This window comes from Prosthecochloris sp. (assembly GCA_015482705.2).
Lineage (GTDB): Bacteria > Bacteroidota > Chlorobiia > Chlorobiales > Chlorobiaceae > Prosthecochloris.
Genome location: JADMLA020000019.1, coordinates 1 through 13,589, shown reverse-complemented (window position 1 = coordinate 13,589; position 13,589 = coordinate 1). Strand labels below are relative to the sequence as shown.

Here is a 13,589-nt window from a genome sequence, read left to right as displayed (position 1 = left end):
GGTTTTTCAGGGCGTATTATTTCATGCAGGATACTACATTGTACAATCTTGTCATATCCCGGATTTCCACTACCAAAAATGGGTTTATGAACATAGTGAACCGCCATTTTCTTACCATTGCACTGTCGGCATCGGTCATTGCTCTGGTTCTACCTGTTTCGTTTCTCTGGGTCAAGCCGTTGATACCATTCTTGCTCGGACTCATCATGTTCGGAATGGGAACGACGATCCGGCTCCATGATTTCAAGGATGTCTGGGAAAAAAGGCGCGTTGTTTTCCTTGTGGCGCTGTTGCAGTTCACCCTCATGCCGGGACTTGGTGTGATCATCAGCCGCCTGCTGTCACTGCCTGAGGAGGTCATGATCGGCATGGTGCTTGTCGGTAGCTGTCCTGGAGGAACCGCATCCAATGTCATCGTCTATCTTGCCAGAGGCAATGTAGCACTTTCTGTAACCATGACCATGTTTTCAACAGTGCTTGCACCGCTGCTTACTCCCGGGATAATTTTTCTGCTCTTGAACAGATCGGTCGACATTTCCTTTATGGCACTGTTTCTATCGGTTTTTCAGATTGTTGCCATCCCCCTCGCTGCAGGGTTGGTGGTGAGGCATTTTTTTTCGGGCATTGTTACCCGATACAGTGATATTCTGCCGGGAGTGTCGGTTGTATCGATCACGTTGATCATTGCCTGTGTTATGGCTCTGAATGCAGACAAGGTTTTGAGCTTGCCTCTCGTGGTGGCAGCAGCCGTCATGATGCATAACCTGCTCGGTCTCGCGGCAGGGTACGGGGCGGCGAAGCTGTTGTCCTGCAGCCGTGTAGACCGCCGGACGGCCGCTGTCGAGATCGGAATGCAGAATTCCGGGCTTGGTGTGGCACTTGCCAATCAGTTCTTTCAGCCGCTGAGCGCTTTACCGGGAGCGCTTTTCAGCCTGTGGCATAACCTGTCAGGCATTATGCTTGCCAGGTACTGGACGAGGGAAAAGGGAAAGCGCTGAGGTCAAGGGTTGTGAAATTGTCTTGCAAACAGTACATTTTTTGAAAGAGCTGTGAACGTGCGTCACGGCTGATTGTTTTGTAACATTCCGGAACACGGTGAAAATCCGTGGCGGTCCCGCCGCTGTAATCGGGGACTGAACCTGCACGAGACCTGAAAGAGGGTGGTCACTGTTCCGAACTATCGGGATGGGAAGGCTTGCAGGCTAAGGATGATCCGAAAGTCAGAAGACCTGTTACATGACAATGACATAGAGCACGAAATCCGATGGTAAAGGGCTTCGCTCCATCTTCAGTAAGGTGGAACGAAGCCCTTTTTCTTTTTTAACAAAAAAGGAGAGCGACAATGAAACAGCATCAAACGACACAGAAGAACAAGACGGTCATCATTGCCAGGCGTAAGCGCAGCAGCGCGAAAGGTACCGGCCTTTCCCACTACATTTTGATCGAGAAACCCTCTGAGAAAAAGGAGCACGGGAAAAAAGCATGAAGAGAGGAGATATAAAAACAGCTGCATCGTCGCAAGGCAGATGGGCTAATTCCGGTAATGGAATCGCGCTCTATCCGGTGGACATCGATCACCCCGTGTTTACGGCTGTGGTGTCTCCCGATACAGCGTTCTGGGCTCTTGTTGACAAATCTGAATTGGCCGGAGTGTTTACTGACGGTCATCCGTTGTATCGGGAATATTACAGGAAAGCGGAGACGTTTGCACATGAGATGAACGCTCTGCGCTTTGGGCAAAAACCTTCCGCGGTTTACGTTAATCCTACCGAGCGCTGTAACCTCGACTGTTCGTACTGTTACATTCCCGGGGAGATGCGTAAGGATGGCCGCGATATGCCGAAAGAGGTTTTGATCGGTGCATTGGAACGTATGAAACGGTATTTCAGGAGGAACACGCCTGAGGATTACAAGCCGGAGGTGATTTTTCACGGGTCCGAGCCGATGCTGAATCGTGAAGCGGTTTTTGCCGCCATCGACTATTTTGGCGATGATTTCCGGTTTGGGGTGCAAACGAACGGAACGTTGCTTGACAGGGAATCGGCTGATTTTCTGATGTCGAGAGGAGTGGGTATTGGATTTTCCCTCGACGCTCCCGAAGCGGTGCTTGCTTCGAGAACTCGAAAAACCTGGTTGGGTGATGGCATCTATGATACCGTTGTTCAGGCGATAGAGCTTGTCAAGGGATATGACAGATATAGTGTCATTTGTACCGTGACGAAAGAAAATATGGCGGCGTTGGTCGATATGGTCGATTTCTTCCATGCCATGGAAGTTCCGGTATGCATGCTCAACCCTGTGCGATGTACCAGAGTTGGCGGGCATATGATGAAACCGGATGATGCAGCAGTGGCGAAATATTATCTGCAAGCGCTCGATCGCACCCATGAGCTGTACCGTGAGACAGGCAGGAAACTGGTGGTCGCTAATTTCGCCAATATTCTGCTTGCCGTTCTTGCTCCGACGGCAAGAAAGCTGATGTGCGATATTTCACCCTGTGGAGGAGGACGTTGTTTTGTCGCCCTGTCGGCGAAAGGTGATCTTTTTCCCTGCAGCGAGTTTGTCGGACTTCCGGAGTTCAACGGAGGTAGTGTGTTTCATGAGGATATCGACGATGTGCTTGAAAAAACCTCTTTCCGGAAAGTAACCGGAAGAAAAGTCGAAGATATCGATCCCTGCAACCGTTGTGCGATTCGTCATTTTTGCGGATCACCCTGCCCTGCTGAAGCATACAGTCTGCATGGAACCATGCGGAGTCCGGGAGCATTTTGTGAACTGTATGAAAAACAGGTGCGTTACGCCATGCGGTTGATCGCCGACGGAAAGGCGGATGATTTTCTTGAAGACAACTGGGAAAACAGCGTCGAGACGGTGTTTGATCTGGCACTTTCTTCTCCAGCGTGATTGCTGAGGGTGAGCCGGGATGAATAAAAAAAGCGGGCAGCCTCCTGGCACGCCCGCTTTTTTCAAAAGCGTTTGAAAGAGCCCCCTTGGTTCAGAGAACCTGCTTGACCATAAAGGCGACAGCATCGCCAACTTGCTTGTCGGTGAGGTCTGCGTTGCCGCCCCTTGCCGGCATGCTGCCTTCAGCGGTATAGCCGTTGATCGATTTTTGTACAAGTGTCTCCATTCCCTGTCCAAGACGTGCTGTCCAGCTTGCTTTGTCACCGGTCTTCGGCGCCTGCAGAATTCCGTTTGCATGACAGGCGGCACAGCTTGCATCATAGACGGATTTACCGTTCGCTAGGTCGTATTTGGCCAAATCTTCAGCGGTAACTCCGGCATGTGCATCCAAGCCGAAAGAAAGCACAGCAGCTGCGCAAAGGGTGAGAGCGGAAATCAGTCGTCTCATGTTTTTCTCCTTGACAACGTTGGGGGGTTGAAAAAATAAAAAAACGGGCGTTTTCTACGCCCGCTATAGTGATATATCGAGAAAACGCTTAGTTAGCGCTTTCGTTTACCATGTAGGCAACAGCATTGGCAACTTCTTCATCGCTAAGAGCGTCATTGCCGCCTTTTGCCGGCATGCTGCCTTCAGCAACGTAACCCTCGATCGATTTTTTGATCAAAGTGTCCATGCCTTGTTCGATGCGTGCACTCCATGCGGAAGCATCGCCTGTTTTCGGTGAGCTGAGTACGCCTTCAGCATGACAGCTTGCGCAGTTTGCTTCATAGATCTCTTTACCGTTTGCAAGATCATAACCGCTGACAAGCTCGCTTGCTGCTCCGCCTTCAGCAGGTGCCTCTGCCGAGGGTTCCTGTGCGCCGCCGCAACCGATGAAGAAAATGCTGCAGAGTGCCGCTACCGGTAGGATTTTTTTCATGTTGTTCTCCTTCGTTCGTAATGATATAAGTGTGCTGATATGTTTTTTTGAAAACAGGTAGGAAAAATACAAAAGTTAGCGATAAAATCATCCATATCTTAACTGAAAAAAGTTCAGAAGCCGCTTTTGTCAAGGTGTTGCGCTGCCTGATAGCGAGAGGTTTATCTGTTTTTTCAGGTCATGGCGTGAAAGAGCGTATAAGTGTGTATAAAAGAGATTGAACAGCAGTACCGCGGCTTTTGCACTCGGAGCGGAAACGCCTCGTAAAAAAGAGTTTTTAACCGTAAAGATGTCAGCTGTCAGTTTCGAATAGCTTTCAACAAAATCTGGGAGCGTTATGTGCTTCGGCATGTAGAGCATCTCCTGTCCGAACGTGTAGCGATAGGCGGAAAGATCATCTGCGTCGAACAATAATCGGCCTTCCTGTTTGAGACGTTCGAAAACCCTTGTTCCCGGATTTGGCCGCAGGATGTTGATGCCGGGAACGTCCAGCTTGGTCATGCGTATGAAATCCATGATCGCTGCCGGAGTCGCCAGTGTATCGCCGTCCAGTCCGTAAATGAAGCTGCCGTACAGACTGATGCCTGCCTTGCGGATATTGATGATTGCCTGCGCAAGTTCCGTGGAACGGTTCTGTGTTTTGTTATGGCTCTCGCGGCTTTCTGGCTCGATGCTCTCAATGCCGACGAGCAGTGCCTGACATCCTGATCGGGCGAAGGTTTCAAGCAGTCGGGGTTGTTTTCCGAGCATCGTTGTGGCCTGTCCGAACCAGGTGATATCGAGCGGGATGAGCTGACTGAACAGTTCCTGTGCGTATGCTTCGTGTGCGTTGATGGAGTCGTCGACGAAAAAAAATATCCTGTTGTCGTATTCGCTGAAGCGGCGAACCTCATCGACAATGCTCTTTACGGTCCTGCTTCGGTGCCGGTTGCCGTTGAGAATATGAACGTTGCAGAAATCACAACTGTAGGGGCAACCTCTGCCGGTTTGGATGATATTCGTTGTGAAATACCGTTTTTTATCGAGCAGTCGGGAGTTGATGGGGCGATTGTGTGAAAGATCGGGAAAATTTTCAGGAACATAGTTTTTTTGCGTGGTACCGTTTTTGAGATCTTCAAGAACGGTCTTCCAGGTATCGTCAGCTTCGCCCTGAACCAAAATATCGGCATGTTTGCTGCAGGCTTCGGGAAACATGGTTACATGGGCTCCTCCAAGAGCGACTGTATAGCCTTTCGCTCTCAATCTGTCGGCAAGGCTGAACGCTTTCGACGCCATACCAGTCTGAACGCTTATCCCGATCAGGTCCCAGGAAGTATCGAGCGGTAAATCTTCGAAACGCAGGTCGCATATGGTTTGCTCGATGCCTTCGACATCGATGGAGGCGAGAATCATGAGCGCCAGTGGAGGGATGGCAAACTGTGTCTGTTTTATCAGGTTGCGAACCGTTCTGTCAAACCATGCTTTAGCTTTATGACTGGATTGTTCTTCGAAAAGCGATCTGGCCCCGTCGACACCGCTGTCCGAGGCAAGAAACACCAGCAGCACCTTTTTACTGTTATTCATTCCTGTTACCAGTCCTTGTTTGATCCATCCGGTTTCACCCGTTCTGAATCGCGATATCTGCGCTGCAACACGGTTTGTTCATCCTGTACTGCCTGCTCGAGAATATTTGCTACGATATCATTGCCGATGCTGGATTTTTCAACATCGGAGGCGTTGTTTATTCCTGTTGTTGACGGAGGCGCTTGCTGTTTTAACAAACGAAGAACGATTTCATAGTTGATCTTGCTTTCCTGATCATCGGGGCTCAACAAAAGAGCCGTCCGATACTTCTCGAGAGCGGTTTTCAGGAACGTTTTTTTCTGGCCATCGTCGTTTACGGTCATTGCAATCCGGGCGTATGCGTTGCCTGCATTGTAATGTGCGTCGGTTTTAACTATATCGGGAAGTCCCGGTGTTTCAGCTATTTTTTGAAACAGCGTGGCCGCTTCGGCATAGTGTCGAGTCTGAAACAGCGTGTTACCGAGGTTGAAGGCGGCGACAATGCCGTTACGAGTTTGTGGTTCGCGTTCGATGACGTTTTTGTAGAGTCCACCAGCCTCGTTGTAACGACCTGCGTTAAAATGCTCGTTCGCGGATTGTACTGTAGCGTACTCTGCCGCGGCATCGGATAAAGAAATACAGGTCAGAGCGATGGCCAGTGGAACCGGTAGATACTTGTGTATCATAACACCATCCGTAGTGCTTCATCTATCCATCATTTCGGTAAACAGATTGAAGAGGTAGTGTGAATCATGCGGACCGGGCGCTGCTTCAGGATGGTACTGTACGGAAAAACAGGGCAGTTCACGGTGCCGGACGCCTTCAACCGTGTTATCGTAAAGGTTGAGATGAGTGAGTTCGAGTTCTTCGGGCAGCGAGTCCATCTCCACGGCAAAACCATGGTTCTGGGAGGTGATCTCGATGGATTTTGTCGAAAGGCGCTTTACCGGGTGATTGCTGCCGTGGTGACCGAACTTCAGTTTGTATGTTTTGGCTCCGAAAGCGAGTGAAAGAAGCTGGTGGCCAAGGCAGATGCCGAATATCGGCAGCTGGCCTGATGGTTTGTCGCGACGTGTCAGGTCTTTGATGATATCGATCGCATAGGTTACAGCGAACGGATCACCGGGACCGTTTGAAAGGAATACGCCATCCGGGTTCAGTTTCAAGACCTCGTCGGCAGAAGTCTTTGCGTTGAGCACGGTGACTTTGCATCCGGCTTCCTGCAGCATTCTGAGAATGTTTCGTTTGATGCCGTAATCAAAGGCAACGACGTGATATTTGGCATCGGGACAGTCAACCGTGTAATTCCTGGCGGTACTGACCTTTTTGACAAGGTCGAGTCCGGTCATTTCAGGGCTTTGCAGGGCTTTTTCCTGCAGGCTGTTCTCATCGTGGTCGAGCGTGGAGATAACCCCTCGCATTGCGCCTTTTTCCCGGATTTCACGAACCAGCTTTCTGGTGTCGATACCGGCAAGGCCTATAACCTTCGATTCTTTCAGGTAATCGTCGAGGCTTCCTGTCGCGGCGAAATTACTGTGCAGATTGGATGCTTCGCGAACGATGAGGGCCGATGCCCAGATTTTGTCGGACTCGCCGTCGCTTTGGTTGACCCCGTAATTGCCTATCAGAGGATAGGTCATGACCACCATCTGGCCAGCGTACGAGGGATCGGTGATGATTTCCTGATACCCGGTATGGGAAGTGTTGAAAACCACTTCCCCGGTGGCTTCGCCAATATGTCCGAACGCTATGCCTTTATAGACAGAACCGTTTTCTAAAACCAATGTCGCCTGTGTGGACTGCATATATCTCGTTTAATCCTTACTGGTAAGTTTTTCGCCGGCTTCCTGTTTTTCAGTTGTTGCAATAGCGCTGCGGTCGAACTTTATTTTCAGATTGTCGGCAACCTGAACCAAAACAGTTTTTTTCTCCGAATCGATCCCTGCGACGGTGCCATGGACACCGCCGATGGTGATGACCCTGTCTCCCCGTTTCAAACTATCGAGTACCTTTTCACGTTCTTTTTGTTTTTTCTGCTGTGGACGGATGAGAAACAGGTAGAAAACAACGAAAATTAGAGCTAACGGTACGAGCTGAATAAACATGTTGGGAGTTTCGCCTCCACTTGGAGGAGCGAAAAGAAGGAAAGATGATATGAAAGTGTGCATGGTATCGTTGTAAAATTTGAAAAACTTCAGCTCCAAAAGCCGAAAGATAACGTATTCAATCAACTAATTCAATGAGAAGTTTGGGCGCTCGGCGTGGGAACCACGAAGGCACGCGGGTTTCGAAATCCGTGTTGACCATTCAGGAGTATTCAAAGCTCGCGAAAGGTGCGACATCGTAATTGTTCGGTTTGACGAGTCCTCGGGAAAGTTTCAGGCTGGCGAGTGTGGCGATCATTGCGGCGTTATCGGTTGAATACACCGCTTTGGGAATGAAGAGGCGTATACCGTGTTTTACGCAAGCGGCTTCCATGGTATGCCGCAACCCAGAATTGGCGCTCACACCACCGGCCACCGATATCGCACCGATATTGTATTTCAAGGCAGCGGCAATGGTTTTTTCGACAAGGACGCTGACAATGGCTTCCTGGATAGAAGCAGCAATGTCGGCAAGGTGCCGCTCGATGAATTCCGGCTCATGGTTGTTGATGTAGTTCAGCACGGAGGTTTTCAGGCCGGAAAAACTGAAATCGAAGTTATCGCGATAATTTTTGCTGGTTCTGGATTGTGACGTCAGCGCCCGGGGAAACGTATGAAAATCAGCATTTCCTTCTTTCGCGAGCCTTTCGATGAGCGGGCCTGCAGGATAGTCGAGACCGAGCATTTTACCTGTTTTATCGAAGGCTTCACCGGCAGCGTCGTCGATAGTTCTTCCGATGGCCGTATAGTGCAGATCACTGTCCACGACGCAAAGCATGGTGTGCCCTCCTGAAACGGTCAGTGAAATGAAATTATCCTCGGGGACCTGATGTTCGGGATCTTCCTGTATAAAGCCGGAAAAGATGTGTGCCTCGATGTGGTTGACTGGGACAAGCGGCTTTTTCAACGCATAAGCAAGGCCCTGGGAGAAACAAAGGCCCACCATGACCGCACCGATAAGACCTGGACCGGCAGTCGCGGCTATGACATCGAGATCGTTTTTTTGTATATTAGCCTCGTTCACCGCACGATCGACAATCGATACGATCAGCCGCTCATGCTCCCGTGAGGCGAGTTCCGGAACAACACCGCCATAAGCCTTGTGAATGAGCTGTGAGCTGATGATGTTCGAAGCGACACGACCATGTTTCAGAACGGCGGCCGATGTTTCATCGCAACTGGTTTCGATGCCGAGAATATTCATAGGTTATTTTTACTCCCATAGTAATAAAAAGTATGGCCAAAGAAGCTAACAATAATAAACCAAGGGTCAAGGTTAAGTTTCTCAACGTTTTGCTTGTGCTGCTCGGAGCAGACATTATTCTGCTCTTTGCTCCCGGGATTGGAATGCTTAATGCTTTTTTATCACTTGACGCATTTTTTAGTTGGGGGGCTCTTGTTGTGGGAATAATTCTCCTCGTTTTCGGTTTTAAAGATCTCTACCAGAAGCAATAGGCAGTTTCTCCCCCGCAACCATCAAATGCAGGATCACAGGAATGAAACAAGACGCAGAGCTTCAGGAACTGGCGGGGCAGATCGCAGAAGCCTCGGCTTTTCTGAACAGGGCCGCGCAGTTGCTTGCAGAACGTATTGTCGGTCAGAACAAGGTTCTCGAAAGGGTTTTTATCGCCTTGCTGGCAAACGGTCATGTTTTACTGGAAGGGGTTCCCGGCCTGGCAAAAACATTAATTGTCAGAACTTTCGCTTCGGCAATGAACCTTGCCTACCGGCGCATACAGTTCACGCCCGATATGCTTCCGGCTGACCTTGTGGGTACCATGGTTTATAATCCCAAAGATATGGCGTTCTACCCCCGAAAAGGTCCGGTGTTTGCCAATATCATACTGGCGGATGAAATAAACCGCTCGCCTGCAAAAGTCCAGTCGGCGTTGCTCGAGTCCATGCAGGAGCGTCAGGTGACCATCGGTGACCAGTCGTTTGTGCTTCCGGAACCATTTATGGTGCTTGCTACACAGAATCCCGTCGAGCATGAGGGGACCTATCTATTACCCGAAGCACAGCTAGACCGTTTCATGATGAAGGTACTCGTCGAGTATCCATCGTATGACGAGGAGCTCGAGATCATGCAGCGGTCGGCGAAAACCGCACCGCTTCCCGATGTATCTCCTGTCGTTGACAGGTACGAGATTCAGAAAGCGAAAGCATTGATCGACAGGATCTATGTCGATACAAGGGTGCAGCGCTACATAGTCGATCTTGTGACAGCATCGAGAGACCCGGTGGCTGCGGGACTGCAGTCACTCGAAGAGATGATCGAATACGGGGCGTCGCCGAGGGCATCCATTTTTCTGTTGCTTGCTGCAAAAGCGCACGCTTTTCTGCATCAGAGAGCCTATATAACGCCTGAAGATGTCAAGGAGGTGACGTTCGATGTTCTGCGTCACCGCATTCGCCCGACATATGAAGCCGAAGCCGATAACGTGCACCCGGAAGACTGCATCCGCCAGATACTCGCTCATGTGAAAGTACCATAAGGCAGTGACGAGTAACAAGTGACAAGCAATTAAATAGTTACTAAACTAATGAATAATGGGATCTTACTTGTCTCTCGTCACTGGTCACTCTATCAGCGAAGCGGTAATCGTCAAGCTACTGCTTTTGACTTTTCACTTTTGAATTTTGACTTTCTTCTACCATGCAGCGAGGGGTTCACAATATTAAAGAGCTTGCCCGGACAATCAGGCATATCGAGATCCGTTCGAAGCGGCTGGTGAATGAACTTTTCAGCGGTGAATATCACTCGTCATTCAAGGGACGCGGTATCGAGTTCAGCAATGTTCGGGAGTATTCCTGGGGAGACGACGTAAGGACTATCGACTGGAACACATCGGCTCGCAAAAATGACCTTTATGTCAAGCTCTTTACCGAAGAACGCGAAAGGACGGTGTTGCTTGTTCTCGATGGATCGGGGTCGATGTTGTTCGGTAGCCGTCGGCGTACGAAAAAGGAGCTTGCCTCGGAAGTTGCTGCCGTGCTTGCGTTCAGTGCGATCATGAACAACGACAAGGTAGGGTTGCTGATTTTTTCCGATCGAGTCGAAAAGTTCATACCACCACGAAAAGGGCGAAGCCATGTGCTGGTCATTCTCGAGGAGATCATAAGCTTCGAGGCGCAACATCGAAAAACCGACATCGATGCGGCGCTTTCCTTTATCCGTTCTATCCAGAAGCGGCAGGCGATAGTTTTTCTGTTAACCGATCTTATCGACGAACGTTACGAAAAAGCCATGAAGATCCTCGATGCGAGGCATGATTTTGTTGTTGTTCATCTCACCGACCCGCTCGACACGGAAATACCCGACAGTGGAATTCTCTGGGTTCAGGACCCTGAAACGGGAGAAGAGGGCATTATCGACGCTGCCGGAGCAAAAGCGCTGAAGCGATACAAAAAAAACCGGCAAACGCAGCAGGAGCTTTTGATGAAAAAACTCAGCGGTATGAGAATCGATACGATCAGTCTGCAAACGAACAGTTCCATTATCGGGGCGCTCAACAGGTTTTTTCGGTACCGTGAGAAAAAAGTCTGACATAGCAGCAGCAATGCTCCTGCTATTCTCCCTTTTTTTGGCGGTTTCTCCGGTAACGGCAGATGATGGCGACGGCAAATACAGCAGCGACTTTTCTCCGGCATCGGTTACCATTGGAGGTAGAATAGCATATACCGTTACGGTAAAGCATGAGCCGGGACAGAGAGTGGCTTTTGCAATGCCTGACAGTTCAAGGCTTCATCCATTCGTGCTGATCGACCGGCAGGAGAAAAGACCTCGGGAGAGAACGGTTGTTTTTCAAGCGATGCTTGCAGTGTTCGATATCGGAGAGTATGCGTTGCCTCCGGTAACCGTTACCATTCGCAGGGACTCGGGAGCCGATACTACGATACAGGTTGTGCCTGAAAGCGTTGTAACAGTGAACGCATTGACCGATTCATCCGTCACCGCTTTATTACCGATCAAACCGATCAAACGGCCTTACCCGGCAAAGGCAGACATTCTTTTCCCTCTTCTTCTCGGTCTGGTAGTAGTTATAGCGATTATTGCAATCTGGTATCTGGTCAAGAGGAGACGTGGCTCCTTATCTCGAGAGGTAGATCATTCGAAGGTGGCACTTCGGAAAGTACGAAAGCTCGAAAAAAGCCTCGGTAAAACCGTGCAGCCTGAAGAATGTTACGAACAGCTAAGTTTCCTGATTCGCGAGTATCTCGAAGGAGAGTACCGCATCAAGGCTCTCGAAGAAGTGACAAGCGAGATCGCGGAAGAAATGTCGCACTGCTCGGTACCCCACGCCGATATACTGATAGAATTACTCGTCCAGGCGGATCTTGTCAAGTTTGCCGAAAGCAGGCCGGGGATCGAAGAGTGCCGCACATCTCTTGAACGGACACGGTCTGCGTTGAAGAATACGGGTGAGCCAAACAAGGCTGCCGGATAAACCATTCTTGCAGAAGGTCAAATCATTATCGGTTGTCGCTATCTCTTGGATGTAAGTGTAAATTATTTACAACGTCCCCGAGTGAGAGGGCCGGTGTTACAGGGAGGTGGCCCACATGGTGAGGGTGGCAATGGCGATAGCGGTCGAGAAGCTCAGAAGAGTGCCGATGAGAATATACTCGGCGAGTTTCTGTTTACGGGCTTCTTCGAACCGGAGGATGGATTTTGCAGTTACGAGAAAACCTATCGCGGTGGGCAGATTGATGAAGATAAAAAGAAAAATGAGCCCTCTTTCCAATTGACCGATGAGCTTGCCGCCATCGATCAGTCCGTCAGGGTTGAGCTGGTTTTTTTCGAGAATATCTTTAGTCACGAGGTTGATGAGGAAACCCGAGCCTCGGATGGTTGCCGTCAAACCTGCCAGGACGACGGTTGCCTTGTAAAGAAAACCGGAGAGTTCAGGCATGAAGTGCTGCTCGGCAAGCAGGAACGACAGTAAAACGAGGCTGAAAAGATGAGCCGTCTGGTCGGCGATGAATGACCGGTAGCTCTTTTCCATGAAACGCTCTTTGAGATAATCGATAAGAGCATGAACGGCGAACAGGTACAAGGGGACTTGCCAGTACGCCCATGCCTGCAGCAGCAGCCAGCTCACCACGGCATGAATCGCGGCATGGAGAAAGAGCAGCGAAAGGTTTCTTTTGTTGTTCGCCATCTTGCCGGTTTGCAGCAGAAAGTCGGCAAAGATATGAGCGCAAATCAGGATCGCCGCTATTTTTTCCATGAAGACACTGTTTATATCAAAATATGCTGCGGGTAAGCTTTGAGAGATTGCTTTTCATGTTTGCAGTCTCTCAAGGTTTCATTCTGTTGAGATGTTCAGGGTATCGGTTATCTGCTGCTCTGTCCAAAGCAGTACATCATGTACGGTGTTCCAGTGGGCACGCTGCAGAGAACCGCCGACAGCCTGCCGGGTAGGTTTCTTACCGTCGTTCGACTGCCACCGGGCGGCAGTCTGATCCTGAGTCAGACCCGTGAGAACGCAGTTGACAGCCTGGGATTCCGTAGGAGTCCAGTCGGATACAAGACAGTCGAGCAAAGGGATCGTCGTTCTTTCGAGCGTACTCCAAAAGGGAAGTGCATCGTGCTCGGTGCCCCATGTCAGCCGGGAATTCTTCATGGAATCGAGAAGCTTGCCGGATAGAGTGAACGCCGGGCCTCGTGAGTTGGAGATATTTGTCGAGTCGATGTACTCGACTTCTCCGATTCCGATGGCGATTCGGGTGTCGTACTTGGTATCGGCATCGGAATTCATCCTGAGAACGGTTCTGAAGAACAGCGCAGCTCTGAGTGCGGTTTCAGGCCGGTTGAGCAACAATTGCCAGCTATCGTGGCGGAACGTATCCATGCTGCCGTACACCGAGCCGAGAGCGAAGGTGTTGACTATCGAAACAGAGGCTTTCAGCCATGCCATGGCTTTCGTGCTGAGTGTGCTGGGCAACCTCGAAGACTTGACAAGGTCCCCCGTCAGTACCGCATATGTGGCCTGAGATTCGGTCATGTTCGTCGTTTTGCGCCCGAAAGCTCTTGAGATATGCTACGTTCCAGAGATGTCTATAATGTACGAGCACA

16 protein-coding genes and 1 riboswitch are annotated in these 13,589 nt (G+C 50.1%); of the genes, 7 read left to right on the top strand and 9 right to left on the bottom strand.

Annotated elements, in window-relative coordinates:
- The first annotated feature begins 86 nt into the window (after positions 1-86).
- The 3 genes from QZ209_RS03555 (at position 87) to cbpB (ending at position 2,904) form a co-directional block, all read left to right on the top strand.
- Positions 87-998, top strand: coding sequence for a bile acid:sodium symporter family protein (locus QZ209_RS03555; protein ID WP_294344746.1), 912 nt, complete (start codon positions 87-89; stop codon positions 996-998).
- A gap of 89 nt (positions 999-1,087) precedes the next feature.
- Positions 1,088-1,229: riboswitch (cobalamin riboswitch) on the top strand.
- Positions 1,230-1,342: 113 nt separating this feature from the next.
- Positions 1,343-1,486: a hypothetical protein gene (locus tag QZ209_RS03550; RefSeq protein ID WP_294344744.1), complete on the top strand. Its 144-nt coding sequence runs from the start codon at positions 1,343-1,345 to the stop codon at positions 1,484-1,486.
- Positions 1,483-2,904 (top strand): peptide-modifying radical SAM enzyme CbpB, encoded by a 1,422-nt coding sequence (gene cbpB, locus QZ209_RS03545; RefSeq protein WP_294344743.1) that lies wholly within the window; start codon positions 1,483-1,485, stop codon positions 2,902-2,904. The genes QZ209_RS03550 and cbpB overlap by 4 nt, the downstream gene beginning before the upstream one ends.
- 91 nt (positions 2,905-2,995) lie before the next feature.
- Here cbpB and QZ209_RS03540 read toward each other — a convergent pair whose 3' ends face one another.
- The 7 genes from QZ209_RS03540 to tsaD all read right to left on the bottom strand — a co-directional run bounded on the left by QZ209_RS03540 (position 2,996) and on the right by tsaD (position 8,714).
- Positions 2,996-3,352 carry a c-type cytochrome gene (locus tag QZ209_RS03540; RefSeq protein WP_294344741.1) on the bottom strand — a complete coding sequence of 119 codons (357 nt, stop codon included), beginning with the start codon at positions 3,350-3,352 and terminating at the stop codon, positions 2,996-2,998.
- Positions 3,353-3,440: 88 nt separating this feature from the next.
- The gene (locus tag QZ209_RS03535) at positions 3,441-3,824 is read right to left on the bottom strand and encodes a c-type cytochrome (protein ID WP_294344739.1); all 384 of its coding nucleotides are present in this window, start codon (positions 3,822-3,824) and stop codon (positions 3,441-3,443) included.
- 129 nt (positions 3,825-3,953) lie between these two features.
- The gene (locus QZ209_RS03530) at positions 3,954-5,387 is read right to left on the bottom strand and encodes a radical SAM protein (protein WP_294344738.1); all 1,434 of its coding nucleotides are present in this window, start codon (positions 5,385-5,387) and stop codon (positions 3,954-3,956) included.
- Between the two features lie 5 nt (positions 5,388-5,392).
- Positions 5,393-6,052: a tetratricopeptide repeat protein gene (locus tag QZ209_RS03525; protein WP_294344737.1), complete on the bottom strand. Its 660-nt coding sequence runs from the start codon at positions 6,050-6,052 to the stop codon at positions 5,393-5,395.
- Positions 6,053-6,070: 18 nt separating this feature from the next.
- Positions 6,071-7,171 carry a glutamine-hydrolyzing carbamoyl-phosphate synthase small subunit gene (carA, locus tag QZ209_RS03520; RefSeq protein ID WP_294344736.1) on the bottom strand — a complete coding sequence of 367 codons (1,101 nt, stop codon included), beginning with the start codon at positions 7,169-7,171 and terminating at the stop codon, positions 6,071-6,073.
- A 9-nt stretch (positions 7,172-7,180) separates the two neighbouring features.
- The gene (yajC, locus tag QZ209_RS03515) at positions 7,181-7,534 is read right to left on the bottom strand and encodes a preprotein translocase subunit YajC (protein WP_294344734.1); all 354 of its coding nucleotides are present in this window, start codon (positions 7,532-7,534) and stop codon (positions 7,181-7,183) included.
- Positions 7,535-7,673: 139 nt separating this feature from the next.
- The gene (gene tsaD / locus QZ209_RS03510) at positions 7,674-8,714 is read right to left on the bottom strand and encodes a tRNA (adenosine(37)-N6)-threonylcarbamoyltransferase complex transferase subunit TsaD (RefSeq protein WP_294344732.1); all 1,041 of its coding nucleotides are present in this window, start codon (positions 8,712-8,714) and stop codon (positions 7,674-7,676) included.
- Positions 8,715-8,746: 32 nt separating this feature from the next.
- On the opposite strand from tsaD, the gene QZ209_RS03505 reads away from it, so the two are divergent.
- The 4 genes from QZ209_RS03505 to QZ209_RS03490 all read left to right on the top strand — a co-directional run bounded on the left by QZ209_RS03505 (position 8,747) and on the right by QZ209_RS03490 (position 11,958).
- Positions 8,747-8,965, top strand: a complete 219-nt coding sequence (locus tag QZ209_RS03505) for a hypothetical protein (RefSeq protein ID WP_294344730.1) — start codon at positions 8,747-8,749, stop codon at positions 8,963-8,965.
- A gap of 41 nt (positions 8,966-9,006) precedes the next feature.
- Entirely contained in the window at positions 9,007-10,005 is a 999-nt protein-coding gene (locus QZ209_RS03500) for a MoxR family ATPase (RefSeq protein ID WP_294344729.1), read from the top strand.
- A 161-nt stretch (positions 10,006-10,166) separates the two neighbouring features.
- Positions 10,167-11,057 (top strand): DUF58 domain-containing protein, encoded by an 891-nt coding sequence (locus QZ209_RS03495; protein WP_294344727.1) that lies wholly within the window; start codon positions 10,167-10,169, stop codon positions 11,055-11,057.
- Positions 11,041-11,958, top strand: coding sequence for a hypothetical protein (locus QZ209_RS03490; protein WP_294344725.1), 918 nt, complete (start codon positions 11,041-11,043; stop codon positions 11,956-11,958). The genes QZ209_RS03495 and QZ209_RS03490 overlap by 17 nt, the downstream gene beginning before the upstream one ends.
- A 96-nt stretch (positions 11,959-12,054) precedes the next feature.
- Here the strand turns inward: QZ209_RS03490 and QZ209_RS03485 are convergent, their stop codons facing one another.
- Together QZ209_RS03485 and QZ209_RS03480 are read right to left on the bottom strand one after the other, a co-directional pair.
- Positions 12,055-12,741, bottom strand: a complete 687-nt coding sequence (locus QZ209_RS03485; RefSeq protein WP_294344723.1) for a DUF3307 domain-containing protein — start codon at positions 12,739-12,741, stop codon at positions 12,055-12,057.
- Between the two features lie 78 nt (positions 12,742-12,819).
- Positions 12,820-13,518 carry a hypothetical protein gene (locus QZ209_RS03480; RefSeq protein WP_294344721.1) on the bottom strand — a complete coding sequence of 233 codons (699 nt, stop codon included), beginning with the start codon at positions 13,516-13,518 and terminating at the stop codon, positions 12,820-12,822.
- Positions 13,519-13,589: the final 71 nt, after the last annotated feature.

Excerpts from the sequence above, each read along its gene's own strand:
- QZ209_RS03555 (WP_294344746.1), top strand. The coding sequence starts at position 87 with ATGAACATAGTGAACCGCCATTTTCTTACCATTGCACTGTCGGCATCG.
- QZ209_RS03550 (WP_294344744.1), top strand. The coding sequence starts at position 1,343 with ATGAAACAGCATCAAACGACACAGAAGAACAAGACGGTCATCATTGCC.
- cbpB (WP_294344743.1), top strand. The coding sequence starts at position 1,483 with ATGAAGAGAGGAGATATAAAAACAGCTGCATCGTCGCAAGGCAGATGG.
- QZ209_RS03540 (WP_294344741.1), bottom strand. The coding sequence starts at position 3,352 with ATGAGACGACTGATTTCCGCTCTCACCCTTTGCGCAGCTGCTGTGCTT.
- QZ209_RS03535 (WP_294344739.1), bottom strand. The coding sequence starts at position 3,824 with ATGAAAAAAATCCTACCGGTAGCGGCACTCTGCAGCATTTTCTTCATC.
- QZ209_RS03530 (WP_294344738.1), bottom strand. The coding sequence starts at position 5,387 with ATGAATAACAGTAAAAAGGTGCTGCTGGTGTTTCTTGCCTCGGACAGC.
- QZ209_RS03525 (WP_294344737.1), bottom strand. The coding sequence starts at position 6,052 with ATGATACACAAGTATCTACCGGTTCCACTGGCCATCGCTCTGACCTGT.
- carA (WP_294344736.1), bottom strand. The coding sequence starts at position 7,171 with ATGCAGTCCACACAGGCGACATTGGTTTTAGAAAACGGTTCTGTCTAT.
- yajC (WP_294344734.1), bottom strand. The coding sequence starts at position 7,534 with ATGCACACTTTCATATCATCTTTCCTTCTTTTCGCTCCTCCAAGTGGA.
- tsaD (WP_294344732.1), bottom strand. The coding sequence starts at position 8,714 with ATGAATATTCTCGGCATCGAAACCAGTTGCGATGAAACATCGGCCGCC.
- QZ209_RS03505 (WP_294344730.1), top strand. The coding sequence starts at position 8,747 with ATGGCCAAAGAAGCTAACAATAATAAACCAAGGGTCAAGGTTAAGTTT.
- QZ209_RS03500 (WP_294344729.1), top strand. The coding sequence starts at position 9,007 with ATGAAACAAGACGCAGAGCTTCAGGAACTGGCGGGGCAGATCGCAGAA.
- QZ209_RS03495 (WP_294344727.1), top strand. The coding sequence starts at position 10,167 with ATGCAGCGAGGGGTTCACAATATTAAAGAGCTTGCCCGGACAATCAGG.
- QZ209_RS03485 (WP_294344723.1), bottom strand. The coding sequence starts at position 12,741 with ATGGAAAAAATAGCGGCGATCCTGATTTGCGCTCATATCTTTGCCGAC.
- QZ209_RS03480 (WP_294344721.1), bottom strand. The coding sequence starts at position 13,518 with ATGACCGAATCTCAGGCCACATATGCGGTACTGACGGGGGACCTTGTC.